The 25,666-nt window shown below is 66.2% G+C and carries 27 protein-coding genes; 16 read left to right on the top strand and 11 right to left on the bottom strand.

Translation table 11 applies throughout. From position 1 onward, the window contains the following. Positions 1-87 precede the first annotated feature (87 nt). The 4 genes from ACOYR4_RS15020 to ACOYR4_RS15005 are packed head-to-tail and all read left to right on the top strand — an operon-like array spanning position 88 to position 3,444. On the top strand, positions 88-1,002 hold the full coding sequence (locus tag ACOYR4_RS15020) for an ABC transporter permease (protein WP_295941752.1): 915 nt from the start codon (positions 88-90) through the stop codon (positions 1,000-1,002). A 1-nt stretch (position 1,003) separates the two neighbouring features. Beyond that, positions 1,004-1,897 carry an ABC transporter permease gene (locus tag ACOYR4_RS15015; protein WP_422847158.1) on the top strand — a complete coding sequence of 298 codons (894 nt, stop codon included), beginning with the start codon at positions 1,004-1,006 and terminating at the stop codon, positions 1,895-1,897. 12 nt (positions 1,898-1,909) lie between these two features. After that, positions 1,910-2,674 carry a GntR family transcriptional regulator gene (locus ACOYR4_RS15010; protein ID WP_422847157.1) on the top strand — a complete coding sequence of 255 codons (765 nt, stop codon included), beginning with the start codon at positions 1,910-1,912 and terminating at the stop codon, positions 2,672-2,674. A 23-nt stretch (positions 2,675-2,697) separates the two neighbouring features. Then, positions 2,698-3,444 carry an aspartate/glutamate racemase family protein gene (locus ACOYR4_RS15005; protein ID WP_422847156.1) on the top strand — a complete coding sequence of 249 codons (747 nt, stop codon included), beginning with the start codon at positions 2,698-2,700 and terminating at the stop codon, positions 3,442-3,444. A 147-nt stretch (positions 3,445-3,591) separates the two neighbouring features. On the opposite strand, the gene nth is transcribed toward ACOYR4_RS15005, so the two are convergent. After that, positions 3,592-4,230 carry an endonuclease III gene (gene nth, locus ACOYR4_RS15000; protein WP_422849670.1) on the bottom strand — a complete coding sequence of 213 codons (639 nt, stop codon included), beginning with the start codon at positions 4,228-4,230 and terminating at the stop codon, positions 3,592-3,594. Positions 4,231-4,232: 2 nt separating this feature from the next. Beyond that, positions 4,233-5,198 (bottom strand): LysR family transcriptional regulator, encoded by a 966-nt coding sequence (locus ACOYR4_RS14995; protein ID WP_422847155.1) that lies wholly within the window; start codon positions 5,196-5,198, stop codon positions 4,233-4,235. A gap of 118 nt (positions 5,199-5,316) precedes the next feature. Here ACOYR4_RS14995 and ACOYR4_RS14990 point away from each other — a divergent pair, with 118 nt between their 5' ends. Together ACOYR4_RS14990 and ACOYR4_RS14985 are read left to right on the top strand one after the other, a co-directional pair. Further along, positions 5,317-6,789, top strand: a complete 1,473-nt coding sequence (locus ACOYR4_RS14990) for an amidase (protein ID WP_422847154.1) — start codon at positions 5,317-5,319, stop codon at positions 6,787-6,789. Positions 6,790-6,878: 89 nt separating this feature from the next. Then, positions 6,879-7,856 carry a Bug family tripartite tricarboxylate transporter substrate binding protein gene (locus ACOYR4_RS14985; RefSeq protein ID WP_422847153.1) on the top strand — a complete coding sequence of 326 codons (978 nt, stop codon included), beginning with the start codon at positions 6,879-6,881 and terminating at the stop codon, positions 7,854-7,856. 51 nt (positions 7,857-7,907) lie between these two features. Here the strand turns inward: ACOYR4_RS14985 and ACOYR4_RS14980 are convergent, their stop codons facing one another. Further along, positions 7,908-8,387 (bottom strand): AraC family transcriptional regulator, encoded by a 480-nt coding sequence (locus ACOYR4_RS14980; protein ID WP_422847152.1) that lies wholly within the window; start codon positions 8,385-8,387, stop codon positions 7,908-7,910. A gap of 125 nt (positions 8,388-8,512) precedes the next feature. On the opposite strand from ACOYR4_RS14980, the gene ACOYR4_RS14975 reads away from it, so the two are divergent. Together ACOYR4_RS14975 and ACOYR4_RS14970 are read left to right on the top strand one after the other, a co-directional pair. Further along, positions 8,513-9,703, top strand: coding sequence for a PLP-dependent aminotransferase family protein (locus tag ACOYR4_RS14975; RefSeq protein ID WP_422847151.1), 1,191 nt, complete (start codon positions 8,513-8,515; stop codon positions 9,701-9,703). A gap of 7 nt (positions 9,704-9,710) precedes the next feature. Then, complete coding sequence (locus tag ACOYR4_RS14970) at positions 9,711-9,938, top strand: SlyX family protein (protein ID WP_422847150.1); 228 nt, start codon at positions 9,711-9,713, stop codon at positions 9,936-9,938. Positions 9,939-9,947: 9 nt separating this feature from the next. Here the strand turns inward: ACOYR4_RS14970 and ACOYR4_RS14965 are convergent, their stop codons facing one another. Continuing rightward, complete coding sequence (locus ACOYR4_RS14965; RefSeq protein WP_422847149.1) at positions 9,948-10,580, bottom strand: TetR/AcrR family transcriptional regulator; 633 nt, start codon at positions 10,578-10,580, stop codon at positions 9,948-9,950. A 118-nt stretch (positions 10,581-10,698) separates the two neighbouring features. Here ACOYR4_RS14965 and ACOYR4_RS14960 point away from each other — a divergent pair, with 118 nt between their 5' ends. After that, complete coding sequence (locus ACOYR4_RS14960; RefSeq protein WP_422849669.1) at positions 10,699-12,753, top strand: FAD-dependent oxidoreductase; 2,055 nt, start codon at positions 10,699-10,701, stop codon at positions 12,751-12,753. 178 nt (positions 12,754-12,931) lie between these two features. Here the strand turns inward: ACOYR4_RS14960 and ACOYR4_RS14955 are convergent, their stop codons facing one another. From ACOYR4_RS14955 to pstS, 3 genes are all read right to left on the bottom strand, one after another. Then, the gene (locus ACOYR4_RS14955) at positions 12,932-13,600 is read right to left on the bottom strand and encodes a 3'-5' exonuclease (protein WP_422847148.1); all 669 of its coding nucleotides are present in this window, start codon (positions 13,598-13,600) and stop codon (positions 12,932-12,934) included. Further along, a complete protein-coding gene (locus ACOYR4_RS14950; protein WP_422847147.1) occupies positions 13,588-15,150 on the bottom strand; it encodes a CYTH and CHAD domain-containing protein in 1,563 nt (520 codons plus the stop codon). The genes ACOYR4_RS14955 and ACOYR4_RS14950 overlap by 13 nt, the downstream gene beginning before the upstream one ends. Before the next feature lie 102 nt (positions 15,151-15,252). Then, the gene (gene pstS / locus ACOYR4_RS14945; RefSeq protein ID WP_296336838.1) at positions 15,253-16,290 is read right to left on the bottom strand and encodes a phosphate ABC transporter substrate-binding protein PstS; all 1,038 of its coding nucleotides are present in this window, start codon (positions 16,288-16,290) and stop codon (positions 15,253-15,255) included. 360 nt (positions 16,291-16,650) lie between these two features. On the opposite strand from pstS, the gene ACOYR4_RS14940 reads away from it, so the two are divergent. Further along, positions 16,651-18,300, top strand: coding sequence for a methyl-accepting chemotaxis protein (locus ACOYR4_RS14940; protein ID WP_422847146.1), 1,650 nt, complete (start codon positions 16,651-16,653; stop codon positions 18,298-18,300). An 85-nt stretch (positions 18,301-18,385) separates the two neighbouring features. Next, on the top strand, positions 18,386-18,589 hold the full coding sequence (locus ACOYR4_RS14935; protein ID WP_043566660.1) for a hypothetical protein: 204 nt from the start codon (positions 18,386-18,388) through the stop codon (positions 18,587-18,589). A gap of 60 nt (positions 18,590-18,649) precedes the next feature. Here the strand turns inward: ACOYR4_RS14935 and ACOYR4_RS14930 are convergent, their stop codons facing one another. Next, on the bottom strand, positions 18,650-19,912 hold the full coding sequence (locus ACOYR4_RS14930; RefSeq protein WP_422847145.1) for a sensor domain-containing diguanylate cyclase: 1,263 nt from the start codon (positions 19,910-19,912) through the stop codon (positions 18,650-18,652). A gap of 90 nt (positions 19,913-20,002) precedes the next feature. Here ACOYR4_RS14930 and ACOYR4_RS14925 point away from each other — a divergent pair, with 90 nt between their 5' ends. After that, a complete protein-coding gene (locus ACOYR4_RS14925; protein ID WP_422847144.1) occupies positions 20,003-20,350 on the top strand; it encodes a DUF6172 family protein in 348 nt (115 codons plus the stop codon). Positions 20,351-20,409: 59 nt separating this feature from the next. Here ACOYR4_RS14925 and ACOYR4_RS14920 read toward each other — a convergent pair whose 3' ends face one another. Further along, a complete protein-coding gene (locus ACOYR4_RS14920; RefSeq protein ID WP_422847143.1) occupies positions 20,410-21,690 on the bottom strand; it encodes a DEAD/DEAH box helicase in 1,281 nt (426 codons plus the stop codon). A 228-nt stretch (positions 21,691-21,918) separates the two neighbouring features. Here ACOYR4_RS14920 and ACOYR4_RS14915 point away from each other — a divergent pair, with 228 nt between their 5' ends. Genes ACOYR4_RS14915 through ACOYR4_RS14905 form a run of 3 tightly spaced genes read left to right on the top strand, consistent with a single transcriptional unit; the run spans position 21,919 to position 22,974 of the window. Further along, positions 21,919-22,389: a DUF2721 domain-containing protein gene (locus ACOYR4_RS14915; RefSeq protein WP_015014759.1), complete on the top strand. Its 471-nt coding sequence runs from the start codon at positions 21,919-21,921 to the stop codon at positions 22,387-22,389. Beyond that, the gene (locus ACOYR4_RS14910) at positions 22,386-22,748 is read left to right on the top strand and encodes a translation initiation factor Sui1 (RefSeq protein WP_110961156.1); all 363 of its coding nucleotides are present in this window, start codon (positions 22,386-22,388) and stop codon (positions 22,746-22,748) included. Before ACOYR4_RS14915 ends, ACOYR4_RS14910 begins: the two co-directional genes overlap by 4 nt. 13 nt (positions 22,749-22,761) lie before the next feature. Next, on the top strand, positions 22,762-22,974 hold the full coding sequence (locus ACOYR4_RS14905) for a DUF3820 family protein (RefSeq protein ID WP_422847142.1): 213 nt from the start codon (positions 22,762-22,764) through the stop codon (positions 22,972-22,974). Here the strand turns inward: ACOYR4_RS14905 and ACOYR4_RS14900 are convergent. Next, positions 22,929-24,053 carry a branched-chain amino acid ABC transporter permease gene (locus tag ACOYR4_RS14900; RefSeq protein ID WP_422847141.1) on the bottom strand — a complete coding sequence of 375 codons (1,125 nt, stop codon included), beginning with the start codon at positions 24,051-24,053 and terminating at the stop codon, positions 22,929-22,931. The genes ACOYR4_RS14905 and ACOYR4_RS14900 overlap by 46 nt on opposite strands. Continuing rightward, positions 24,028-24,609, bottom strand: a complete 582-nt coding sequence (locus tag ACOYR4_RS14895) for a GNAT family N-acetyltransferase (RefSeq protein WP_082753352.1) — start codon at positions 24,607-24,609, stop codon at positions 24,028-24,030. The genes ACOYR4_RS14900 and ACOYR4_RS14895 overlap by 26 nt, the downstream gene beginning before the upstream one ends. Before the next feature lie 128 nt (positions 24,610-24,737). On the opposite strand from ACOYR4_RS14895, the gene ACOYR4_RS14890 reads away from it, so the two are divergent. Next, on the top strand, positions 24,738-25,631 hold the full coding sequence (locus ACOYR4_RS14890; protein ID WP_422847140.1) for a LysR family transcriptional regulator: 894 nt from the start codon (positions 24,738-24,740) through the stop codon (positions 25,629-25,631). Positions 25,632-25,666 lie beyond the last annotated feature (35 nt).

Here is a 25,666-nt window from a genome sequence, read left to right as displayed (position 1 = left end):
GGCGGCCCTTGCACGGGGGCACTGGCCTTTGGCCGCGCCGGTTTCGAAGGCAGCGTGCGGCGCTGTTGATTTCTGAATGCAAACACCATGAGCACGACCACCACACCATCCTTACCCGCTGCTGCCGTCCCAGGCCGCAGCATTGCCGCCTGGTGGCAGGCAGCGCCGTTCACGTTGGTGTTTGCGCTGTTCTTCATCGTCCCGCTGGCGTTGATCGTGATGGTCAGCTTCTGGGATTTCAACGACTATGAGCTGCTGCCCGGGTTCACGTTCAAGAACTACGTGTCGATTTTTGCGGGCTGTGGTGATGCGACAGACGGCCTGTGCGTCACGCTCAAGACGTATTACTCCACACTCAAGTTCAGTTTTCTGGTGTGGCTGATCACGCTGGTGATCGGCTTCACCGTGGCCTACTTTTTGGCCTTCCATGTGCGCTCGTCCGGCATGCAGACGCTGCTGTTCGTGCTGTGCACCATTCCGTTCTGGACGTCCAACGTGATCCGCATGATCTCGTGGGTGCCGCTGCTGGGTCGCAACGGTTTGGTCAACCAGACCTTGATGGGCATGAACCTCATCGAGACGCCCATCGAGTGGCTGCTGTTCTCCGACTTCTCTGTGGTGCTCGCCTTTGTGCACCTGTACACCATGTTCATGATCGTTCCCATCTTCAACAGCATGATGCGCATCGACCGAAGCCTCATCGAAGCCGCCAGCGACAGCGGCGCGAGTGGCTGGCAAACGCTGTGGAACGTGATCGTGCCGCTGTCGCGCACCGGCATCATCATCGGCTCTATCTTCGTGCTCACCATTGTGATGGGCGACTTTGTGACCATCGGCGTGATGGGCGGGCAGCAGATCGCGTCTGTGGGCAAGATCATCCAGGTGCAGACGTCGTACCTGCAGTTCCCGCTGGCTGCGGCCAATGCCGTGATCCTGCTGGCCGTGGTGCTGATGATCATCTGGGGCCTCACGCGCCTCGTCGATATCCGCAAGGAGCTGTGAGATGACCACCCGCATCCGCGAAACCCGCCCCGCCAGCTTCTGGCCCCTGGCCATTGTCTTTGCGCTGTTCGTGCTGTTCATGTACGGGCCGATGTTGGTGATCTTTATCCTGAGTTTTCAGGGGCCGGAAGGGGGGCTCACCTTTCCGATGCGCGGTGTGTCGCTGCACTGGTTTGCCAAACTGGCCGAAGGGCTGGGCGTGGTGGACATTGGCGCGGCGCTGTGGCGCTCGCTGGGTCTGGGTGTGGCGGTGATGCTGTGCACGGTGGTGCTGTCGGTGCTGGCCGGGCTGGCGTTTCGTAAGCGGCTGGCGGGGGGCAACACACTGTTCTTCATCGTGGTGGCTAGTCTCATCATGCCGTCCATCATCGTGTCGCTGGGCATCGGGCTGGAGTTCCGGCTCATCGACAACGGCATCAAGGCCGCCCTCGAATGGCTGGGCATGGAGAGTGTGCTGGAGGGCTACGGCACCTCGCTCGGCCTGTTCACCTCGGCTCTGGGCGCGCACCTGACCTGGACGCTGCCGTTTGGTCTGCTCATCATGTTTGCGGTGTTCAATCGCTTCAACCCTGCGTACGAAGAAGCCGCGCGCGACCTCGGGGCCACACCGTGGCAAGGCTTTGCCCACGTGGTGCTGCCGCTGATTGCGCCGTCGGTCGTGGGCATCGGCATGTTCGGCTTCACGCTGAGCTGGGACGAGATTGCCCGCACCTCCCAGGCCATTGGCGATGTAAACACCTTGCCGCTGGAGCTGCAAGGGCTGACCAGCACTGTGACCACGCCGTCCATCTACGCGCTGGGCACGGTCACCACCGTGGTGTCGTTTGCCGTGATGGGCGTGACGCTGCTGCTGGTGTGGGCACTGGGCCGCAGGCGCAAGGGCCGTTCGGGGTAAAACGGCACCCTTATGACGACCACCCTCCCCAAGCCCCGGCGCGCGCGCGCTGCGGTCACCGAACCGCCCGTGCAGCCCGACACGACCGGCCAGCTCAGCGATAACGACATGTACGACCGCATGGTCTCGGCCATCCTGGACCACCGCCTGCCACCGGGCACCAAGCTGGTCGAAGACAAGCTGGCGGCGGCCTTCGGGGTCTCACGTACCCGTGTGCGCCCTGTGCTGGTGCGGCTGGCCAACGAACAGGTGGTCACCCTCACGCCCAACCGGGGCGCATCCATCGCCCAGCCCACGCCGCAAGAGGCGCTGGAGGTGTTCGAGGCCCGCCGCCTGCTGGAGCCGCGCCTGGTCGAGCTGTTCATCGCCAACGCCACAGACGCCGACATCGCCGCGCTGCGCACCTGCATCGACGACGAAGAGGCCGCCCGCGCCAACGGCGACATGCGCCGCGCCATCCGCCTCTCGGGCGACTTTCATCTGCACATTGCGCAGGCCGCAGGGCACCAAACGCTGGGGCGCATCCTGCGCGAGCTGGTCTCGCGCACCTCGCTCATCCTGATGACCTACAGCCCCAGCCATGCCCAAACCCGCGAAGAGGCCACGGCCTGCGGCTGCCGCGAGCACCGGGCGCTGATCGATGCCATCCGCCTGCGCGATGCACGCGAAGCGCCGCGGCTGATGCTGGCGCACCTGGCGCGCATCGAATCGCAGCTGGAGTTCACGCCGCCTGCGGCAGAGGCGCCCGATCTGGCGCGGTTGCTGGGCGGGGCCTGACTCGCTTTTCACATCCTTCCTCCATGCGCCAACTGCTCGTCATCAACCCCAACATGTCAGCCCATGTCAGTGCCTTGCTACAGCGGCATGTGCAGGGGGCTGTGGGCTCGCATGTGGCGGTGCGCACGGCCACGGCCCGCTTCGGCGCACCGTACATCGCGTGCGAGGCGAGCTATGCCGTGGCAGCCCACGCCGCGCTCGATGTGTGGGCGCATGAGATCGCACAGCCGCAGACCCCGCCCGACGCGGTGCTGATCGGCTGCTTTGGCGACCCCGGGCTGATGGCGCTGCGCGAGAGCAGCCCCGTGCCCGTCACCGGCCTGGCCGAAGCGTCATTCATCGAGGCCGCGCGCCACGGCCGCTTTGCCATCGTCACCGGCGGTGAGCGCTGGGGCCCCATGCTGCAGCGCCTGGCCCAGGCGCTGGGCCACGCCCACGCACTGGCAGGCATCCACACCGTGGCCCCCACCGGCGCGCAACTGGCGGCTGACCCCGAAGCAGCCCGTGCCTTGCTGGCCCAGGCATGCCGAGATGTGGTGCGCCAAATGGGCGTGCAGGCCGTCATCCTAGGCGGCGCCGGGCTGGCAGGCATGGCTGCTGCCGTGCAGCCGCAGGTGTCCGTGCCCGTGATCGACAGCGTGGTCGCCGGTGCCACCTGGGCGCTGCGCGCGCACCCCGTGCCACCGGAGCGCAAGGTGGCGGGGTTTGATGTGGCCTGGGTGGGGGTGTCTCGGGAGATGGCGGCTCTGGGAACCCCCTGCGTGGCCTGACCCGGCCTAGCGGGCTGGCGGTTGCGCAAGGGCTCGGAATCTCTTCCAGAGCGCAGTTGTCGAGTGTTCTTGGCTGGATGCGCAAGAGCAATGTGCCTCAGCTGCTATTAATTTTGAGGCGCAGTGCATTCTGCGCGTTGTGCACGTTCAGGGTGCCAGCGTTTTCGGCCGGTAGTCGCAATACTCGCTCACCACACATTCCCAGCAGCGCGGCTTGCGCGCCTGGCACACATAGCGGCCCAGCAGGATGAGCCAATGGTGCGAATCCACCGCATAGGCGGCGGGCACGCGCTTCATCAGCTGCAGCTCCACTGCCAGCGGGTTCTTGCCCGGTGCCAAGCCCGTGCGGTTGCTCACACGAAAAATGTGCGTGTCCACCGCCATCGTGGGCTGGCCAAAGGCCACGTTCAGCACCACATTGGCCGTCTTGCGGCCCACGCCGGGCAGGGCCTCCAGCGCTTCGCGCGTGCGGGGCACCTGGCTGCCGTGCTGCTCTACAAGGATGCGGCAGGTCTCCATCAGGTTCTTGGCCTTGGTGCGGTACAGGCCGATGGTCTTGATGTAGCCCTCCAGCCCCTCCAACCCCAGGTCCAAGATAGCCTGGGGCGTGCCCGCCACAGGGAACAGCTTGCGCGTGGCCTTGTTCACGCCCACATCGGTGGCCTGGGCCGACAGCAGCACCGCGGCCAGCAGCTCGAACGGCGTGGTGTATTCCAGCTCCGTATTGGGCATGGGGTTGGCCGCCTTGAGGGTGGCGAAGAAGGGCTCGATCTGGGCGGTTTTCATCATCATCGTTGGCGGGGTGGGGCGGAGGGCTTGCTTTTTTTGGCGGGCGTGGCCGGTGGCGCATTGTCCCGCAGCTGCGCCTGCAAAAACTCCAGGAACATGCGCACGGCAGCGGGCAGGGTGCGGCCGCTCAGGGTCTGCAGCTCGGCAGCGCGGGCGCTCATGCCGGGCTCGCGGATCTGGGCGGCGTGCAGCTCGCCGCGCTGCACCCGGTCGCGCACCGTCACCTCGCCCGAGATGGACAGGCCGCCGCCATGCAGCACAAAGTGCATCAGCGTCTCGAAATGGTTACACACCAGAGCGGGCTCGAAAACCAGGCCCCGCTGGCTGCAGCCAATGTCGAACAGCTGGCGCACGGTGTTGTCGCGCTCGGGCAGGGCGATGGGGTGGGCGTGCATCTGCGCCAGCGTGACGGAGTGGGCGCGCGCCAGTGCGTGGTCGGGCCGCATGATGGCGATGACGGGTGCGGCCTGGCGGTGCTGCACCACGATGTCCCGCTCGGCCGAGCGGCTGTAGGTCAGTCCAATGTCCGCATCGCCATTGAGCACCGCCACAGTCACGGCTGCCGGGCTGGCCACGCGCAGGTGGAACTGGATGCCGGGGTACTGCTGGCGGAACTGCGCCATCACGCGCGGCAAAAACTCGATGGCAAAACCCGCCGAGCTGCAAATGCGGACCAGCCCCGTGCGCAGGCCCTGCAGCGCCTGGATGTCGGAGACCACGCGGTCGGCCTCCAGCGCGCCGCGCCGCGCATGGGCGGCCAGCAGTTCGCCCGCTGCGCTGGGCGCCATGCCGCGCGGGCGCCGGTCAAACAGCGGCACGCCCAGCAGGTCTTCCAACGCAGCCACCTGGCGGCTTACGGCCGAGGGCGACACATTGAGGCGCGTGGCGGCCTCGCTGACCGAGCCGCTGCGCACCACCTCCAGAAAGTAACGCAGCGCGGTGTCCTGCAAGCGGCTGGAGAGCATGGGCGGCCTTTCGGGGTGTGGATTGCATAAAACGCAAAGATAACCCCAGAAATCGTTGATTGTCGAAACGCAGCGGGCTGCTTATGCTGACTTGCAAATGACACATTCACCAGCCCCTATGCCTTCTGCAAGCAGTACCAACTCGGGCGACACCCCCAGCCACATCGTGGACCATACGGCCACCAGCCTGTCGCGCGCCATCTACGCGCGGGAGGTCTCCTGCACCGAGGTGCTGGACGCCTACCTCGCCCAGGTGGACCGGCTCAACCCCGTGGTGAACGCGCTGGTGGCAATGGTGGACCGCAACGTCCTGCGCGCGCAGGCGGGGGAGCGCGATGCGCAACTGGCGCGCGGCGAGAGTCTGGGTCCGCTGCACGGTTTTCCGCAGGCGCCCAAGGACATCATGCCCGCTGCGGGCATGGTCACCACGCGCGGGTCGCCCATCTTTGCCGGGCAGGTCTCGGCCACCGATGCGGTGGTGTTCGAGCGCATGCGCGCAGGCGGCGCGCTGTTCATCGGTCGCAGCAACTCGCCGGAGTTCGGTCTGGGCGGCCACACCTACAACCCGGTGTACGGCACCACGCGCAATGCCCACAACCCGGCCGTATCGGCAGGTGGCAGCAGCGGCGGGGCGGCCGTGGCCGTCGCACTGCACATGCTGCCCGTGGCGGATGGCTCGGACATGATGGGATCGCTGCGCACGCCAGCGGCCTTCAACAACGTCTATGGGCTGCGCACCTCGTTCGGCCTGGTGCCGCATGGGCCGACGGAGGAAGTGTTCTTCCAGCAGTTCAGCGTGGCCGGGCCCATGGCGCGCAACATCCCGGACCTGGCGCTGCTGCTGTCGGTGCAGGCGGGTTTTGATGCGCGCCTGCCGCTCACGCGCCGGCACGAGGACGTGGCGCTGCTGGGCCAGCCGCTGGAGCGCGACTGGCGCGGGGCTCGCATCGGCTGGCTGGATGACCTGGGTGGCCACCTGCCCACCGAGCCCGGCGTGCTGGCCACCTGCGAGCAGGCGTTGGAGCACTTTCGCACCGTGGGCTGCACGGTGGAGTCGGTGGTGCCCGCGTTCGACCTGAAGCAGCTGTGGAACGCCTGGATCGACCTGCGCAGCTTCAGCGTGGCGGGCGCCAATGCGGCCCTGTACCGCAACCCGGCGACCCATGCGCTGCTCAAGCCCGAGGCGGTCTGGGAGATCGAGCGCGGCATGCGCCTGACTGCCTTGCAGGTGTACGACGCGGCCCGCGTGCGCAGCGCGTGGTACCAGGTGCTACGCGGCCTGTTCGAGCAATTCGATTTTTTGGTGCTGCCCGCTGCGCAGGTCTTTCCTTTCGATGCCGATCTGGACTGGCCGCACGAAGTCGGCGGCCGCACCATGGACACCTACCACCGCTGGATGGAGGCTGTGGTGCCCGCCACCATGGCCGGGCTGCCCGCGCTGGCGGCCCCCGCAGGCTTCGGCCCCGGCGGCCTGCCTGCGGGTCTGCAGATCATCGGCCCAGCGCAGTCTGACGCCGCCGTATTGCAGATCGGCCACGCCTACGACCAGGCCAGCGGGTATGCGCGCCAGCGCAGTCCCTTGCTGGATTGATCGGGGTCTGGCCGCTCGCCATTCCGTCTCCCACCGTGAACCCCCGCTACCCCCCGCTTTTGTCAACGTGCTTTCTGGAGAGCTTCACCATGCTGCGTTCCCGCTTTGTATCGAGTCTTCTGCTCAGCGCCCTGGTGCTGGGCGCGCCCGGCCTGGCGCAGGCACAGACTTACCCCGACCGACCCATCAAGCTGGTCGTGCCTTTTGCCCCAGGCGGAGCCACCGACATCCTTGGACGCTTGCTGGCCACAGCCATGGGGGAGCGCCTGGGGCAGCCCATGGTGGTCGAGAACCGGCCCGGCGCGGGCACCGTGGTGGCGGCGTCCATGGTGGCCAAGGCGCCCGCTGACGGGTACACGCTGCTGCTCGGGTCCAACACCACGCTCACCATGAACCCGGCCATCCGCACCAACCTGCCGTACGACCCCATCAAGAGCTTCACGCCCCTGGCCCTGGTGGCCGACATGGGGTTGCTACTGGTGGCCCACAACGACACCCCGGGCCAGTCACTGAAGGACATCGTGGCCCAGGCCAAGGCTGCGCCGGACAAGTTTTCGTATGGCTCCTACGGCACGGGCTCGTCGGTGCACTTTGGCGCCGAGATGCTCAAGACCACTGCAGGTTTTCCGATGATGCACGTGCCTTTCAACGGCAGCTCGCCCAGTCTCACGGCGCTGATGGGTGGGCAGGTGCAACTGGCGGTGGACACCGTGGTGGCGTCCACGCCGCTCATCAAGTCCGGCAAGATCAAGGCGATTGCCGCACTTAGCCCGCAGCGCCTGGCCCTGCTGCCCAACGTGCCCACGGTGGCCGAAAGCGGCTACCCCGGCTTTGACATGGGATCGTGGTTTGCCTTCGTAGGCCCGGCGGGCCTGCCTGCACCCGTGCAGAAGAAGCTGGAAAAGGCCCTGGCCGAGACCCTGGCCTCGGCGGAGTTCAAGAAGAAGATGGTGGACATCGGCCTGACGCCGCTGGGAGGCAATGGCGAAGCGCTGCGCGCACGCATTGAGCGCGAGCTGCCGCTGATGCGCGCCGTGGCGGCGCGGGCGGATATCAGGGTAGATTGAAGTCGGGCGCTGGCGCCGGCCACCCGGCCTGTCTGCGCCCCTCGACAGGTTTCAGCGAGCCCGCTGGACCGGAATACACAGCCAGCATGGAAAGCGCCCCGTAGCCGGGTCCACCGCAAAGTCCTCTTCGTAAATCTCCAGCGCGGCGCGAGGCTCCCATTCCCAGCCTTCGGGGATCTGGCCCGGCGCGCCCATCTGGGCCCAGGCGGCGGCGATCTCGGGCCCGGTGCCCACAAAGTGCATGCAGGCGTAGTCGCCGCCTTCGTAGTCCATCACCTGCACATCGGGCCCGGTGCGCAGGCCCACGCCAATTTGCACCGCTGCGTCATAGCGGCACCGCTCGGGCGGCGTGCAGGCGGGGTCGTCGTGGCTGAAGCCGTAGAACTTGGGGCGCGGATCATTCAATCGGTTGGCGGCGCACCACGCGCCAAAGCGCTCCCACAACTCAGTCAGGCCCGGGTGGCCGTAAGCGCCGGTGTGGCGCATGGTAGCAAGGCGCATGCGGGGCAGGGTGCGGATGGGCAGGGTCATGGCGGGCGGGGCTATGGCGGTGGAGGGAAAACCCAGTTTAGAGCCTCTCGGGCGGACACCGCATGAATCCTGCGCCGCAATTGGCGACAATGCACGGTTTGTTGCCAACCACTTCTGTCCACGCCATGCAATTTGCCGACCGCCTGAACAACGTAGAAACCTCCGCCATCCGCGAGCTTTTCAAGCTGCTGGGCAAGCCCGGCATCATCAGCTTTGCAGGCGGCTTCCCGGACAGCGCGATGTTCGACGTGGAAGGCATTCGCGCCGCCAGCAATGCTGCCCTGGCCGAAGAACCCGGCGCAGCACTGCAGTACGGCGCCACAGAAGGCTACAACCCGCTGCGCGAGCAATTGGCCGCCTTCATGACCAGCAAGGGCGCCAAGGATGTCGCGGCCGACCACCTCATCGTCACCACCGGCAGCCAGCAGGCGCTGGACCTGCTGGGCAAGACGCTCATCAGCCCCGGCGACAAGGTGATCGTGGAAGGCCCCACGTTCCTGGCCACCATCCAGTGCTTTCGTCTGTACGGCGCCGAACTCATCAGCGCGCCCATCGACGGCAACGGCGTGAAGACCGACGAGCTGGAAAAGCTCATCGCCGAGCACAAGCCCAAGTTCGTCTACCTGATCCCCACCTTCGGCAACCCCAGCGGCGCCATGCTGAGCCTGGAGCGCCGTAAGGCCGTGCTCGAGATGGCGGTGAAGCACAACACGCTGATCGTCGAGGACGACCCTTATGGCGATCTGTACTTTGGCGATGCGCCTCCTCCCAGCCTGCTCAACCTGTCGGCCACCGTGCCCGGCAGCCGCGATCTGCTGGTGCACTGCGGCAGCTTGAGCAAGGTGCTGTCGCCTGGCCTGCGCGTGGGCTGGATGATTGCCCCGGCTGAACTGTTGGGCAAAGCCACCATGTGCAAGCAGTTCAGCGACGCACACACCAGCACCTTTGCGCAGGCCACGGCGGCGCAGTACCTCAAGGCTGGCCGCATGCCCGGCACGCTGGCCCATGTGCGCAAGGTGTATGCCGAGCGCGCCCAGGCCATGGGCGATGCGCTGCGCAAGGAGCTGGGCGATGCCATCGAGTTTGTGCAGCCCCAGGGCGGCCTGTTTGTGTGGGCGCGCCTCACGGGTGCGAGCGGCAAGGTGGCCGACGGCAATGTGCTGGCCAAGCGCGCCATCGAGAAGGGCGTGGCCTTTGTGCCCGGCACGCCGTTCTTCTGCGCCAACCCCGACCACGCCACCTTCCGCCTGTCGTTCGCGACTGCCGATGTGGACAAGATCCGCGAAGGCGTAGCGCGCCTGGGCCAGGCGATCTGACGCCTCCATGTCCGACGCCAACGATCTCACCAGCATCCTCCAGCGTCTAGAAAGCCTGGAGATCAAGGCCAGCTTTACCGAAGACCTGCTGGACCAGCTGAACATGACCATCTACCAGCAGCAGCAACTGATCAACCGGTTGACGCACGAGGTCATCCAGCTGCGCCAGCAGGCGCCCGAAGGCGGCTCGAACGGCCCGCGTAACCTGCGCGACGAACTGCCGCCGCATTACTGATCTAGAGATCTAGGCTTTCACGGAACGCCAGGCTGCGTCCGCCAGTTCTGTGCGGTAGGTGGTGGGTGACGGCAGGCCGCCCTGGGCAGCGTTGCCCGACAGCCAGGCCCTGCAATAGCTCTGCACCGGCCCCATCACCAGCGATGGCATCAGCTCGCACGGCAGGTCGCGCAGCGCGCCGGATCGGCGGTGCGGCTCGAACCAGGCCACCAGCGCCTGGTTACGGCGCCGCGCGGCCTCGGCCAGGTCTGGCGTGCGGGGGCCAGCGGCCACGGCGCCCCGCGCCTGAAACAGAAAACGCGCCCGCTCGGGCTGTGAGACCACCCAGTCGAGATAGCCCGTGACCAAGGCCTGTACGCCCGCCTCCACGCCCTGGGCGGCATCCAGCTGCGCCTGCACGCTGCGCGACTGGTCGTGATAGATCTCGAAGAACAACGCCGCCACGATGCCGTCGCGGTTGCCAAAGTGGTGATAAATGCTGCCTACGCTGGCCCCGCAGCGCGCGCGCACGCCGTCGATGGTGACCGCATCCACGCCGCCTTCGGCCGCGCACGCTAGGGCGGCGTTCAGGATGTCCTGGCGGCGGTCGGTAGGGGCTTCGGCAGGGGATGAAGTGGGGGGCGGGGAATTGCGGCTTGCCATGGAATGGGATTCTAGAATAAAGTTCTAGAAAATACTTCTAGTCAACGACCCTCCCATGCATTCCTCTCCTCCAATGGCCGCTCCTGCCGCTCCTGCCGCCCCTGCAGCCGCTGCCTCCATGCCCGGCGCCGCCTTGTACCCGCACCTGCTCGCCCCCCTCGACTTGGGGTTCACCACCCTCAAGAACCGCGTGCTCATGGGCTCCATGCACACGGGGCTGGAGGATGGGCGCGACCTCTCGCGCATGGCAGCGTACTTTCGCGAGCGGGCTGAGGGTGACGTGGGCTTGATCGTGACGGGTGGCTTCGCACCGAATATCGCGGGCTGGGCCAAGCCGTTTGCGGGCACGCTGGCAACGTCCGGCGCGGCCAAGCGCCACCGTGTGGTGACCGAGGCTGTGCACGCAGCGGGCGGCAAGATTGCCTTGCAGATTCTGCACACGGGCCGCTATGCCTACCACCCGCTGGCGGTGGCGCCGTCGCGGCTGCAGTCGCCCATCTCGCCGTTCACGCCGTTCGCGCTGTCAGCGCGCGGTGTGGAGCGCCAGATTCGCGCGTTCGTCAATTGCGCCATGAAGGCGCGCGAGGCAGGGTACGACGGCGTGGAGGTGATGGGCTCCGAGGGCTACTTCATCAACCAGTTTCTGTCGCAGGCCACCAACCTGCGGCGCGATGAATGGGGCGGCGACTACAGCCACCGCATGCGCCTGCCGGTGGAGATCATCGGCCGCATGCGCGAGGCCGTTGGTAAGGACTTCATCATCATCTACCGCCTGTCGATGATCGACCTGGTGCCCGGCGGCAGCGCCTGGGACGAGATCGTGACCCTGGGCAAGGCCGTGGCCACAGGCGGCGCCAACATCGTCAACACCGGCATCGGCTGGCACGAGGCGCGGGTGCCCACCATTGCCACCAGCGTGCCGCGCGCAGCGTTTGCCTGGGTCACGCAGAAGATGAAGGCCGAGTTCGCGGCGGCTGGCATCACCACGCCGCTGGTCACGTCCAACCGCATCAACACGCCCGAGGTGGCCGAGCAGGTGCTGGCCGATGGCTGCGCCGACATGGTGTCCATGGCGCGGCCGCTGCTAGCCGATGCGGCCTTTGTGAAGAAGGCTGCGCAGGGCCGGGCCGACCGCATCAACACCTGCATCGCCTGCAACCAGGCCTGCCTGGACCATGTGTTCCAGAACAAGACCAGCAGTTGCCTGGTCAACCCGCGCGCCTGCCATGAGACCGAGCTGGTCTATCGCCCCGTTGCATCGCGCAAGCGCGTGGCCGTGGTCGGCGCCGGGCCCGCAGGCCTGACGGCCGCCACGGTGGCGGCCGAGCGTGGGCATGAGGTGCACCTGTTCGACGCTGCACCCGCCATCGGCGGCCAGCTCAACATGGCCAAGGTGATTCCGGGCAAGGAAGAGTTCCATGAAATGCTGCGTTACCTGGCCACGCGCGTGGAAGACACAGGCGTGTTGCTGCACCTGAACCGCAAGGTCGCAGCCGCCGACCTGGCGGGCTTTGACGAGGTCATAGTCGCGACCGGCGTAGAGCCGCGCGACCCGAAGATCCCCGGCCAGGACCACCCCAAGGTGCTGAGCTACATCGACGTGTTGCGCCACGGCAAGCCGGTCGGCGAGCGCGTGGCCATCATCGGCGCAGGCGGTATTGGCTTTGACGTAGCCGAATTCCTCACGCATGGCGACCACCCTTCCACCACGCTCGATTTGCCCGCCTGGAAGGCGGAGTGGGGTATCACCGACCCGGCCGAAGCGCGCGGAGGTCTGGCCGCCAGCGGCCCGCGTGTGACGCCCCCTGCACGGCAGGTGACGCTGCTGCAGCGCAAGAAGGGCAAGCTGGGCAACGGCCTCGGCAAGACCACGGGCTGGATCCACCGCACCATGCTGAAGATGAAAGCGGTGGAGATGGTGGGTGGCGTGAACTACGAGCGCATTGCCGACGAAGGGCTGCTGGTGTCGTATGGCGAGAAGCGCGAAGACCCGACCTGGATTCGCTGCGACACCGTGGTGCTGTGCGCGGGCCAGGTGCCCTTGCGCAGCCTGGCGCAGGACCTGGAGGCCCGGGGCCGCAAGCCCCACCTCATCGGCGGTGCGCTGGAGGCTGGCGAGCTGGACGCCAAACGCGCCATCGACCAGGCGGCGCGGCTGGCGGCCCGGCTGTAGGCCGGTGTGTGGATTGCCTGCGGAGCTCACAGGGGCTCGCAGGGCCTGTCAGGCGCGTTGTTGAGGTCGTTTTGGCCGGTAGCGCTAGTGAATCATGCCTGAGAAGCTATTGTTTTGATAGTGAACGCAATGCACAGACGGCCGTGCCGGGCCACCGCCGCTGTGCGTGCGCAGCCCCTCAGGCGGTCAGATGCAAGGCGTTGAATACCCGCAGCGCCGCCCACGCGTCGTTGGCGGCGTAGACCAGCTGGGCCTCGCTCAGCCGGGCGTTGGCCCAGTTGGAGGTGGCGGCCTTTTTGGACTTGATGAAACGCCGGTTGAACAGCACAGCCACGGCCCCTTTCACGCCCATGTCCTTGCGGTAGCCGCGTTGGCGGAACACGGTGTTCAGTTCCAGCACATCGGCCGGCTGCACGCCCAGCTTGTGCTGGATGCGCTTTGTGTCGTCGCCCAGCCCAAAGCCGGCCTTGGTCACGCCGCGCAGCGCCAGCAGCTCGGCCACGCGCGCGCGGCAGCCGGGGTCGTGCAGCTGGAACACCCAGGCCCGCTCCAGCGTGGCCAGTTGCACGATGTGCGGGCCGTCCGACGCCTCGCCCTGTACAAAGGTGGGTTTGGATTCGGTGTCAAAACCCCAGGCGCTCGCGCTGGCCAGCGCATCGCAAGCCTGGTCGGCCTGGGCAGGGGTGGAGACGAGGGCGATGCGGTCCAGGCCCAGGCGTTCAAAGGGCTCCAGCAGCGCGATCTGGTCTTTGTCGGGTGTGGGGCGCTGGGCGATGCGCGCAGAGGGGTGGCGGGGCGTGGAGGGCGGCTGGCGCCGCGAAGGAGGAGAGTCCGTCATGCGGGCCATTGTGCCGTGCAGTTGGCCTTTCGGCGCTTGCCGGTTTTGCGCAGGCGGGGCGCCTCTGCCATCTGCGCCAGGGCCTGCACGCAGGCAGCCACCGACTGGGCCTGCCGCCCTGCCAGCCAGCCTGCGCCAAACCAGGCGTTCGGCTCGCCCGACTCTGCCAGCTCGCGGTACAGCGCGGCGGCCACCCGCTCGTCGTTCAGGCGGCCCAGGGCCGACAGCGCCGGCTGCAGGCTGTCCAGAAACCGGGTGCTGTGCGCATCCAGTGCGGGCGCCACAAACTCGGTGAGGTAGCGCAGGCGTTTGAGCCGTTTGCGCAGCCGGTGCTGCGCCTGGGGCGTGCGCGTGGCAAAACCCCGTGCGCCTTTTTGCACCTGGGCGTGCAGTGCGCGCAGGCGCTGCTGCAGTAGGCGGCGCGTGGCACGGGCGTCCAGGCCTTCTGGGGCATTGCCCGTGGCATCCAGCCCTGGGGTGGTAAAGGCCATCAGATGCACCAGCGTTTCCTGAAAGGCCGCATCGCGCACGATGTGTTGTGCAGCCTGGGCCCCCAGCCCGGCGGCGTCGTTCGGGCGGGGGGACAGGGGCGGCGCTCCGGCATCGAGCAGTTCGGCACCGATGCGTTGCATCACCTGGCTGCGGTCCCGCAGGTGGCCGAGCTGCTGGAACACATGAACCAGGGGCGGCTCCCAGGCGGGGTCCAGGTGGCCCGGGGCCAGCGGTGCCAGCTCGCGCAGGGCGGTGCGCAGGCGGCGGATGCCGATGCGCAGCTGGTGCAGTTGCTCCTCGTCGTTGGACCCTTCAGCCAGGTCGCTGGCAGGGCCCAGGATCTGCTGCAGGCACTGCGCCACCACGGCGCGCTGCAGGGCCAGCCCGGCGGGCAGTTGCTGGTACAGGGGGGAAGGGGACCGGGCCTTGCGGGGCGAACTGCTATCGGGTGCGGCCAGCAGGCGCTCGCCCCGTTCGGCCTTGGACACGGTGCTCAGATACAGCCCATGCCGCGTGGCCCACTGCGCGGCGAGCGCTGCAAGGCCCGTCACGGGCCCGGCCTTGAGTTCCAGCTCCAGCTCGCAAATGGGGGCTTCGGCCTGCCGCGCTGCGCCCCGGTGGGCCACCACCCGGCCGGTGTCCAGCGCCAGCTCGACCACGGTTCCTTGGCGGGTGATGTCGCGGGTCAGCCGGTCCATCTCGGTGCCATAGGTCTCGACGAGGGGGCTGCCTGCGGCTTGCAGCGCCTGCTGCAGCCGCGCGCCCGCCACGGTGCCACTGTGCAATTGAGGTTGGGGCTCGGGCGCGGTGCCTTCGGTGGCGGGGCCGCGTGCGACGTTGTGCTCCTGCCGGTCCAGCGGGCCATCGCCCAGCGCCTTGACGGTTTGCACCCACTGGTCGCCCTCACGCCGCAGGCGAAACGCAATGCCGCGTGACGCCAGTGCACCGTCGGGTGTGTCGAAGTAGCGGGCCTCCATGCGGATGGCGGTACACCGGCCCCGGCGCAGGGCCGCTTGCACAGCGGCCAGGCGGTCGAGCGGGATGCAGAACTTGAATTCGATTTCCATGGTGGCAGCATTATCCTGTGATATTCCCTTCACAGGGCGATGCCGGATCAAGATGGTGCGCTGGTTATCTGTGAATAATCAATGGTTCACGTGAAAGCGGATTTATTGCGATGAGCGATTGAAAGACGATATCAAGCTCATGCCCAACGGTTTTCCTTGATTATCTCGGATGGAGGTAATAATTTTGAATGCCGAAGCCTGAACCCGGTCGGGCAGGCGCACAAAATTATTCTCTTGCACCAAGGTGTCACCATTGAGGAACGACCACAGAATGAACCGCAGGGCCTGGGCCGTCTGGTCGGGGTTCTGCGTGATCTTGGGGAACACCACAAACGTGCCCATGGTGATGGGCCACACCGATTTGCCGGGCCGCTGCGTCAAGGTGCTGTTGAAAACCCCGGTGGCCGACCAATCGCTGTTGGCCAGTGCTGCCTTGAAAGCGTCGATGGAGGGTTTGACGTATATGCCGTCGGCATTTTTCATCTGCACGGTGGTCAGGCCGTATTCGGCCACATAGCCGTGGTCCACATACCCGATGGCGCCCACCGTGTCGCGCACGCCCTTGGCCACTCCGTCACTGCCTTTGAAGGCCAGCACCCCTGCAGGCCAGGCAATGCTGGTTTTGGCACCGTAAGTTTTTTTCCATTGCGGGCTCACCTTGCCCAGGTAGTCCGCAAAGTTATAGGTGGTGCCCGAGCCATCGGCGCGCACCACCACCTTGATCGGCAGGTCGGGCAGGGGCAGATCGGGGTTTAGCGCGGCGATTTCGGCCGCATTCCAGCGGGTGATTTCGCCCATGAAGATGCGGCTGAGCACCTCGCCCGTCAGGCGCAGCTGGGCGTTGGGCACCTTGGGCAGGTTGACGATGGGGCTGATGCCGGTGATGGCCACGGGCAGCGCCAGCAGGCCATGCTCCAGCAGGTCCTTCTCGGCGGGGTAAACGTCGGTCGCACCAAAGCCGACGGCTTGTTGCTGGATCTTTTTCATGCCCGCGCTGGACCCTACCGGGTCGTAGTCCACCGCACTGCCGGTGGCCTTGGCATAGGCCTTGGCCCAGCTGCGGTAGATGGGGGCCGCCGCCGACGAGCCCGCGCCCGTCACGGTCTGCGCGCTGGCCAGCCCCGCCTGCACAAGGGCCATGGTTGCCAGCAGAAGAAAGTAAATATATTTCATGTGTTTTATGTAATGGTTTTTGTGAATAACGATATGCCACGCACTATTTCCGGTGCAATGAAAGTCGGCGCACTTTCATGGAGCGGGTAAGCCGCTTGCGGTGCCGATCCTAGCAAAATGACAGCGATTTGAAGCATTGGCCTGAACGGTCAAGGTTTCTCGCTCCGTCATTAATTTGTCATTTGAAACAATTAGTATCTTTCGCATTCCCCCCGGGAATTCGCTGTAGGCAACGGGTGGGCATTCTCCAGCGGGCCACACGCGTTCTTTCCCACAAGGCGGCGACGCCTCGGCGGACCTTCACGAAAGATTCAGATGCTTCAAAAAATGAAAATTGGTACCCGGCTGGCGCTGGCGTTTGCCGTGCTGTTGTTGCTGATCTCGGCCCTGGCGGCGGGTGGCATCAGCGGGGCCAAGCGGTTGACCGAGCGCAGCGCAGCCCTGTACGGCGACCGCACCGTGCCGATGGGCGTGCTTGCCGAGATCAGCCACCTGACGCAGCGCAACCGTGTGCTGGTGATGGACATGCTGATGGACCCCGGCACCAGCAACCTGGAGGCCAGCCACGCGGCCCTGACCGCCAATGTCGAGCGCATCCAGACCCTGTGGAAGGACTACGCCGCCAAACCGCTGGGGGCGGAGGAACAGGCCCTGGCGCAGGCCTTTGCCGATGCCAATGCCACCTATCTGGACAAGGGCCTGATCCCGGCGTCGGCCGCGCTGGTGGCCGGCAAGTACGATGACGGTTCGGAGCTGTACATCACCCAGATCCGCCCCAACGCGCTCAAGGTGCAGGACGCCATCGAGCGCCTGGTGGCCCTGCAGATCAACGTGGCCGCAGCAGAGTTTGCCGGGGCCCGCGCCATGAGCGACACCATCCACTGGTGGATGCTGGCCGCCACGGCCCTGGCACTGCTGGCAGGGGCAGCGATGGCCTGGGTCATCACCCGGTCCATCTCGCGCCCGCTGCGCCAGGCCGTGGTGCTGGCACGTACCGTGGCCGGGGGCGACCTGACGGCACAGATTGAGGTGCGCGGCAATGACGAAACCGCCGAGCTGCTGGGGGCCCTGCGCGAGATGAACCACCAGCTGGTGCGCGTGATCACGGAGGTGCGCGCCAGCACCGAGACCGTCGCGCACGAGGCCGTAGTGATGGCGGGCGGCACCGAAGATCTGGCACGCCGCACCGAGGTGCAGGCCTCTAACCTGCAGGAGACGGCCGCGTCGATGGAGCAGCTGACCATCACGGTGCAGCACAACACCGACAACGCCCAGCGTGCCACTGCGCTGGCGCAAGAGGCGAGCAGCGTGGCCAACGAAGGCGGTAGCGTGATGCGCGACGTGATCGCCACCATGCAGGAGATCAAGACCCAGTCGCAGAAGATCACGGACATCATCAAGGTGATCGACGACATCGCTTTCCAGACCAACCTGCTGGCGTTGAATGCAGCGGTGGAGGCGGCGCGCGCCGGTGAGCAGGGCCGGGGCTTTGCCGTGGTGGCGGGCGAGGTGCGGGGCCTGTCGCAACGCAGCAGCATGGCGGCCCGGGAGATTCGCGGCCTGATCTCGGCCAGCGTTCAGGGCGTGGAACGCGGGTCTACCCTGGTGGGGCAGGCGGGCGAGCGTGTGGCCAACACCGTGCACCATGTGAACCAGGTGGTCTCGCTCATCACCGCCATCAAAGAGGCGGGGCAAGAGCAGGCCCGCGGCATTGCCCAGATCGGCGAGGCCGTGCGCCAGCTGGACGCGGCCACGCAACAGAACGCGGCACTGGTGGACGACAACTCGTCTGCCTCGACCGGCATGAAGAACCAGGTCAAGCGCCTGCTGGAGGTGATTCACCAGTTCCGTCTGGCGCCCGATAGGCCCCTGTCGACCGGGGATGCGCCCCTGCTCGCGGCCTCGGGCATTCCTGCTGCGGCGGCCTTGGAGGGCCGAGGCGGCAACCGGGCGCAACTGGCCATTTCGGCCCGCTAGCCTGGCGGCGGCGAGACTTCGGTGATCGCATGGCTGTGCCGTCAATGACCGAGACATTGCCACCCATTTCGCCAGGCGCCGCGCCATGAACCGCACCGATGTATTGATCGCGATTGCCGAGGTGGCGCGCAGCGGTGGCGCGACCGCGCCCGAAGACGCCATTTCGCAGCTGGCGATGATCATTGATGATCTGGAGTTGTCCTGCAGCGGCTCGGAGCAGGTGATGGAGATGCTGCTGCGCATTGCCGCCTGCCTGTGGAACCTGCAGCAGGAACGCATGCGCCTTTGAATACTGGCCTCGGGATTCGGCGCCGCCCTGATCCGTCGCCGCTCAAGGCGACAGACGCGCTCACTCGCCCAATGTTTCGAGCGAAGCCACCTGGTTGCGTCCCCGGTGCTTGGCCAGGTACAGCGCCTGGTCGGCGCGGTCGAGCATGTCACGCAGGCTGCGGTCGCTCTGGCGGAAGGTGCTCACACCCAGGCTGGTGGTCACGCGGTAGCTGTGGCCTGCATCGTCCGTCAGCTCGAGCGCGCGAATGCTGTGCAGCATGCGCGTGGCAACCTCCAGGCCCTCAGCCAATGTAGTCACCGGCAGCAGCACGCCAAACTCTTCGCCGCCCAGCCGGCCCACGGCATCGCTGGCGCGCAACTGGCCCTTGATGGCCTGCGCAAACGCCATCAGCGCACGGTCGCCCTCCAGGTGACCAAAACGGTCGTTGATGGTCTTGAAGTGGTCCAGGTCCAGCATCAGCAACGTCAGGGGCTCGCCGTTGCTCCGTGAATGGGCGTAGGCCGACTCGGCACACTCCAGAAACGCGCGGCGGTTGGCAATGCCCGTCAGCATGTCGGTGGTGGCCAGGCGCTGCAGTTCGCGCTCCAGGTTCTTGCGCTGCGTCACGTCGCGGTAAATGCCCTCGACCCCCGCAAAATTGCCGGCGTGGTCGTACAGCGCGTGGCTGCTGATGGAGATGTCGATCACCGTGCCATCGCGCCGCACCATCTGGCCCGGAAAGTCCGACACCTCGCCGTGCTCCATGATTGCGGCCTTGAACGCGTCGCGGTCCTTGCTCTGGGGGTAGTACGACTCGGCGGTGCGGCCTTCGATTTCATGCGGTTCGTAGCCGAGCACGCGGCGCACGCCAGGGCCCACATGCTGCACGATGCCCTGCGCGTCGGTGCGGTAGTACACGTCCTGCATGTTGTCGAACAGGCGCCGGAAGTTCTGCTCGCTCTCGCGCAGCTGGGCCTCGATCTCGCTCTGGTGCGTCATGTCCATGCCGCACATGAGCACGGCGGGCGTACCGTCCCATTCAATGGCCACGCTGCTGATCAGCACCATGCGCAGGTTGCCCCGCTCGGTGCGGATGCGAAACTCGGACGACTTGTTGGGCCGCCCGGCCTGCTCGGGCACGGCCACCTGCTGGATGCGGTTGGTGGAGCGCACCTGATCCAACGGATGCACAAAATCGCCGGACAGCCGCCCGATCAGGCTGTCGATGCTGGGCGCCTCCAGCAGCTCCATGCTGGCGGCGTTGGCAAAGCGGATGGCACCCTCTTGTGTGACAAGCACAGCCGCTGGCAACAGGTGCAGCAGGCGCAGGTCGTGGTTCATGGGCTGGTGGGTAACCAAAAGTAATGCACCATTGTGGCACCGGGAAGAGGCGCCATCAAAGATCATCTGTCGCAGGCGGTACTATCGCCCATGAGAAAAACTTTCCAACTCCACGTTGAAGGCAAGAACCGCGACCGCGTTCTCGATGCCGTCAAGCACGAAATCCGCAAATACATCAAGCGCGAACGGCGCCGCGACCTGCCCGAAGGTGCCGACTTCTGGGACTTTGACTGTCGGTTTGGCCGCACCAAAGAAGACGCTGCTGTGGCGCATCTGTCGGCCTTGACCGGCTTGATCAACGGCGTGGCGGCCGAGGGTGGCGCCCAGTTCTATGTGGAAATTCTGGCCAAGCCTGGTAAGCGCACACTCCGGCCTGCCGGCCAGGCGCCGCAGGGCGGGGCCGATGACTTGGGCGGGAACGAAGAAGACGGCGTGTAAACCCGGGCCTGGGTGTGTACCACCCGTGCCCACTCTGTATCCCGACACTGCAGGCCCCTTCAGGGGCCTTTTTTCTGGCCGGCAGGGGCTTGGGCGGCTTGCGCTGCGGCGGCTGCGCGCAGCTTGTCCTTTTTGCTGGGGCGTTTGCCCTTGATGCCACCGGTGCCTTGAGGATCTGCGGGGGGTGCGAGCTGGGGCGTTTCGGTCGGCTCAAAGCCTGTGATCTGCTCACGCGGAATGGTGAGGTGCTGGCGCTTTTCGATCAGCCGGAAATGCGCCTCGGCATCGGCCGTCACAAAGCTCACAGCCATGCCGCTTTCGCCCGCCCGGCCGGTGCGGCCGATGCGGTGGACGTAGTCCACTGCAGAACGGGGCAGGTCGTAGTTCACCACGGCGGGCAGCTGTGCAATATCGATGCCGCGCGCGGCCAGGTCGGTGGTGACCACCACCTGCCAGCGCTCGTCCTTGAACTCCTGCAGCACCTGGTTGCGCGCGCCCTGGCTCAGCCCGCCGTGGAACGGCGTGGCGTAGATGCCCGCCTTGTACAGTTTTTCCGCCACATGCTCGGCAGCGTACTGCGTGGCCACAAACACCAGCACGCGCGACCAGTTGTGCTCCTTGACCAGATGGCGCAGCAGCTGGGTGCGGCGGCTCCCATCCACCGCAATGGCGCGTTGTTCGATGGCAGGCTCGTTGCCCAGGGTGTGAGGCACCTCTACCCGCACGGGGTTCTGAAGAAGGCCATCGGCCAGCGCCTGCACGGCAGCGGGAAAGGTGGCCGAGAAGAACAGGTTCTGCCGCCGGGCAGGCAACAGCGCCAGCACGCGCTGCAGTTCCTCGGCAAAGCCCAGGTCCAGCAGCCGGTCGGCTTCGTCCAGCACCAAGTGCGCCACGGCCGACAGGCGCAACGCGTTGTGGTCCACCAGGTCCAGCAGGCGCCCCGGCGTGGCCACCACAATGTCGGCACCGCCGCGCAGGCCCAGCATCTGCGGGTTGATGGATACGCCGCCAAACACGATGGCGATCTTGAGTGGTTGCTGCAGGTGCTGCGCCAGGCTGCGCAGCACTTCGCCCACCTGCGCGGCCAGTTCACGCGTCGGTACCAGCACCAGGGCACGCACCCGGCGCGGCCCGCCGGTGGCGCTGAGCTGCAGCTGCTGCAGCAAGGGCAGTGCGAAGGCCGCCGTTTTGCCCGACCCCGTCTGCGCCGCACCCAGCAGGTCTACCCCTTGCAGGATGGCCGGAATGGCGCCCGCCTGAATGGGCGTGGGCGCCACAAAGCCCGCCTGGGTGGCAGCGTGGACAAGGGCGGGGGAGAGACCGAGGGAAGCAAAAGGCATGGAAAGGCGCTGGAGAGGCGTTAAAAGGGGGCACGCAACGCAGCGCAGACAAAGCAGTGATGGCCCGCATTGTCGCCGCAGTTGCCCGATGCGCCCTACCTACGAGCTTGCAATGCATGCGTTGCACCTTCCGGGTTGCAGGGAATGCGAGTGCCCTTTCTCTGCGTTGGGCAACCGATAATCGGGCCGCCTCGTTTTTCGTTGACAGTTTTCCCGGACCCGAACCCCATGGCTTTGCCCCTAGATACCTCTGCCATCACCCACGGCATCCAGCTGGCGGTGGCGCCCGTGTTCTTGCTCACTGCGGTGTCCGGCATGATCGGTGCGGTGGCCGGCCGACTGGCCCGCATCATCGACCGGGCGCGTGTGGTGGAAGACCGCGCGCGCGTCAACACCGAACCAGAATTCCTGGCCCGTGCCTACAAAGAGCTGGGCGACTTGCGCTTGCGCGGGCGGCTGGCCAACGGCTGCATTGCGCTGCTGACGTTCTGTGCCTTCCTGATCGGCACGACCATCATCCTGCTGTTCCTGGGCGAAACCACGGACTTCCAGTCCAGCCGCCTCGCGGTGGGCGGGTTTCTGGCGGGCGTTGCCTGCTTTTTGCTGGCGCTGGTGTGTTTTCTGACCGAGACGCTGCTGGCCACGCGCCTGCTCGACTTTCACATGCTGCAGCAAGAGGTGGAGGGGAAGAAGCCATGAAGTCTTTTGCTGATCTGGGCGGCCTGGTGTATTCCACCGAGTCGGGCCGCATGTGCCCCGCCTGCCGGCAGCCGGTGGCGCAGTGCGTGTGTAAGCAGAACAAACCGCTGCCCACGGGCGACGGCATCGTGCGCGTATCGCGCGAGACCAAAGGGCGCGGCGGCAAGGCGGTCACCTTGGTCAAGGGCGTGTTGGTGGACGAGGCCACGCTGGAGCAGCTGGGCAAGCAGCTCAAGACCGCGTGTGGCAGCGGCGGCACGGTGAAGGACGGCGTGATCGAGGTGCAGGGCGACCATGTGGAGCGTGTGATGGCCGCGCTGCAGAAGCTGGGCCACAAGGTCAAGCGCGCGGGCGGCTGAGCGGGGCAGGGCAATGGACGCAGAGAAACTGCAGCGCCTGGTCACCACCGCGATGCCGTACGGCAAGCACAAAGGCACCCTGCTGGCCGACCTGCCGGGCAATTACCTCAACTGGTTTGCGCGCGAAGGGTTTCCCAAGGGCGAGCTGGGCCAGTTGCTGGCACTGATGCACGAGATCGATCACAACGGGCTGTCAGACCTGCTGCGGCCCTTGCGCGGGCGTTGATTTTTCCCCTGTGCCTGCGCCGCATCCGGCGCCGGCCACAGGCCGCTGGAGCGCCACAGCATGGTGATGATCATGGCCAAGGCAATCAGCAGCGGGCGCATCACACCCGCATCCAGCAGCCCGTGTGTTGCAGTCTGCAGGGGGCCCACCACATAGCGCAGCAGCTCTGGCAGCGCTGCGAGCAGCACGGCTCCCAGGATCACCCCGGGGATATGCCCCATGCCGCCAAACACCACCATCGCGACGATGAGCACGGACTCCTGCAGGCTGAAGGCCTCGGGGGACACAAAGCCCTGAAAAGCCGCAAACATGGCGCCAGTCACTCCGCCAAAGCTGGCGCCCACGCCGAAGGCCAGCAGCTTGAGGTTGCGGGTATTGATGCCCATGGACCGCGCTGCGGTTTCGTCGTCGCGGATGGCCATCCATGCGCGGCCGATGCGGGAGTGCTGAAGGCGCTGGCAGACAACGATGGTGAACGTCACGAGCGCCAGGAACAGGTAGTAGTACAACGTGACCGACGCCACTTCGTGGCCCGCCACCACCAGGGGGCGGCCCAGGTCCACCCCCAGAATGTGCACCGGGTCAATCAAGCCCAGACCCTGGGCGCCCTGGGTGATATTGACGGGGTGGCTCATGTTGATGACCAGCAGACGCACGATTTCGCCAAAGCCCAGGGTGACCACAGCCAGGTAGTCCCCCCGCAGCTTGAGGGTAGGGGCTCCCAGCAGCATGCCGAGGAGGGCTGCGCATGCCGCGCCCAGCGGGATGGTCACCCACCAGGGGGCGTGCAACCCCTCAGGGAACAGCGCAGCGATCCATGCAAAGTGGTCGGTCAGGTGGGGTGAGGTCAGCAGGGCAAACAGGTAGGCCCCCAGTGCGTAGAAGGCCACATACCCCAGGTCCAGCAGGCCCGCATAACCCACCACCACGTTCAGGCCCAGTGCCAGCATCACGTACAGCAGGCTGACGTCAGCAACGCGCACCCAGTGGTGGCCGAAGGGTTGCAGTACCAAGGGCAGCAGGAGCACTGCGAGGACCAGGCCTGCTTGCGTGCTACGCCGTTCGAAGATCGTGCTCATGGGTGGTGCCGTGGCTGGGGCGTTGGACGGGCCGCTGCATGAAGCGCCAGTGGCTGTGCAGTGCCAGCGGCACCTCGGTGCCTTCGTAGGCCGCGCAGTCGGCGTAGCCGTGGGCTTCGTACAGGCGATGTGCTGCCTGCATGAAAAGGGCGGTGTCCAGGCACATGCGGGTGTAGCCCGCCTGACAGGCATCTGCGTACAGCTTGCGCAGTGCCGAAGAGCCGAGATGCAGCCCCCGGTAGGCGGGGCGCACGTACAGGCGCTTGACTTCAACGGTGCCTGCGCCCAAGGGCCGCAGGCCACACATGCCTGCGGCTTCGCCATCCACCGTGATCAGGTAGTACACGCTGTTTGGCAGGTTGTCGGTCTGGGACGCCTTCAATCCGGGCAGGTCCTCCAAGGGCAGCGACAAGCCGGCACGCGGGGATAGGGCCGGAAAGCACCGGGCTATTTCGCCATGCACCCAGCGCAGATATTCAGCCTGCAAACCCATCAGCGACTTTCGGGTTTCGCAGGCACTGGCGGAGTCGGCGCGAAGGAATGACGGGTTCGGCATGGCGTGGATGTGTGGAAGTACAAGAAGGTTAGACTGGATCGAATCAGCCAAAAAGTGGCTTTCATTCCTTTTATTGCGGAATGAAAGGATTGAATTGGCCGTACTCACAACCGGAGAAAAGAACGCAGATGGACAAGCTCAGTGGCATGTTGGCCTTCGTGAAAACGGCAGAGCTGGGCAGCTTTGTGGCCGCCGGACGGGCGCTGGAGATATCGGCGTCCGCCGTGGGCAAGGGCGTGGCGCGGCTGGAGCAGGAGGTGGGCGTGCGCCTATTGCAGCGCAGCACCCGGCGCATCCAGCTCACGGCAGAGGGGCGCCTGTTCCATGAGCGCTGCCGACGCGTGCTGGACGACCTGGATGACGCGCAGGCCATGTTGTCGCTCTCGCGGGAGACTCCACGGGGAAAGTTGCGGGTGAGTGCGCCCATCGTGGGCTATCACTTCCTGATCCCGTTGGTGCCGGAGTTTTTGTCGCGCTACCCCGAGGTGGAGCTGGACATCACGTTCAGCGACCGTGCGATCGACCTGATCGACGAAGGCATTGACGTGGCGATTCGCGGTGGCGAGCTGCGCGATTCACGCCTGGTGTCGCGGCCCTTGCACACCTTTCGGCTGCTGCTGTGTGCTGCGCCCAGCTACCTGGAGCGCCATGGCACTCCGGCTGAACTGCGTGATCTGGCGCAGCATGCGTGCGTGCGCTTTCGCCACCCGGATTCCGGCAAGCTGCTTGACTGGCCGTGGCGTGAGGACCTGGCCGGTGACGAGCCACGCCTTCGCACGGTGCTGGCCTGCAACAACATCGAAGCCGTTCTGGGGGCTACCCTGCGGGGGATCGGTATTGCCTGCATGCCCGACTTTCTGGTGCGCGATGCCCTGGCAGAAGGGCGGCTGGTGAGCGTGCTGGAGCCGCACCTGGGCCCGGCCCGCCAGTTCCGGGCGCTGTGGCCCTCCAGTCGCCATCTGTCGCCCAAGGTGCGCGTGTGGGTGGATCATCTGGGCGCGCAGTTGTCCAGCCCGCCATAATCGCGGCCATACCAACAACCACACCGAGGGAATGC

The sequence above is a fragment of the Acidovorax sp. M14 genome (assembly GCF_049331375.1).
Lineage (GTDB): Bacteria > Pseudomonadota > Gammaproteobacteria > Burkholderiales > Burkholderiaceae_C > Acidovorax.
The sequence above is the reverse complement of the archived record's forward strand: the minus strand, read 5'-3'. Positions and strand labels throughout refer to the sequence as shown.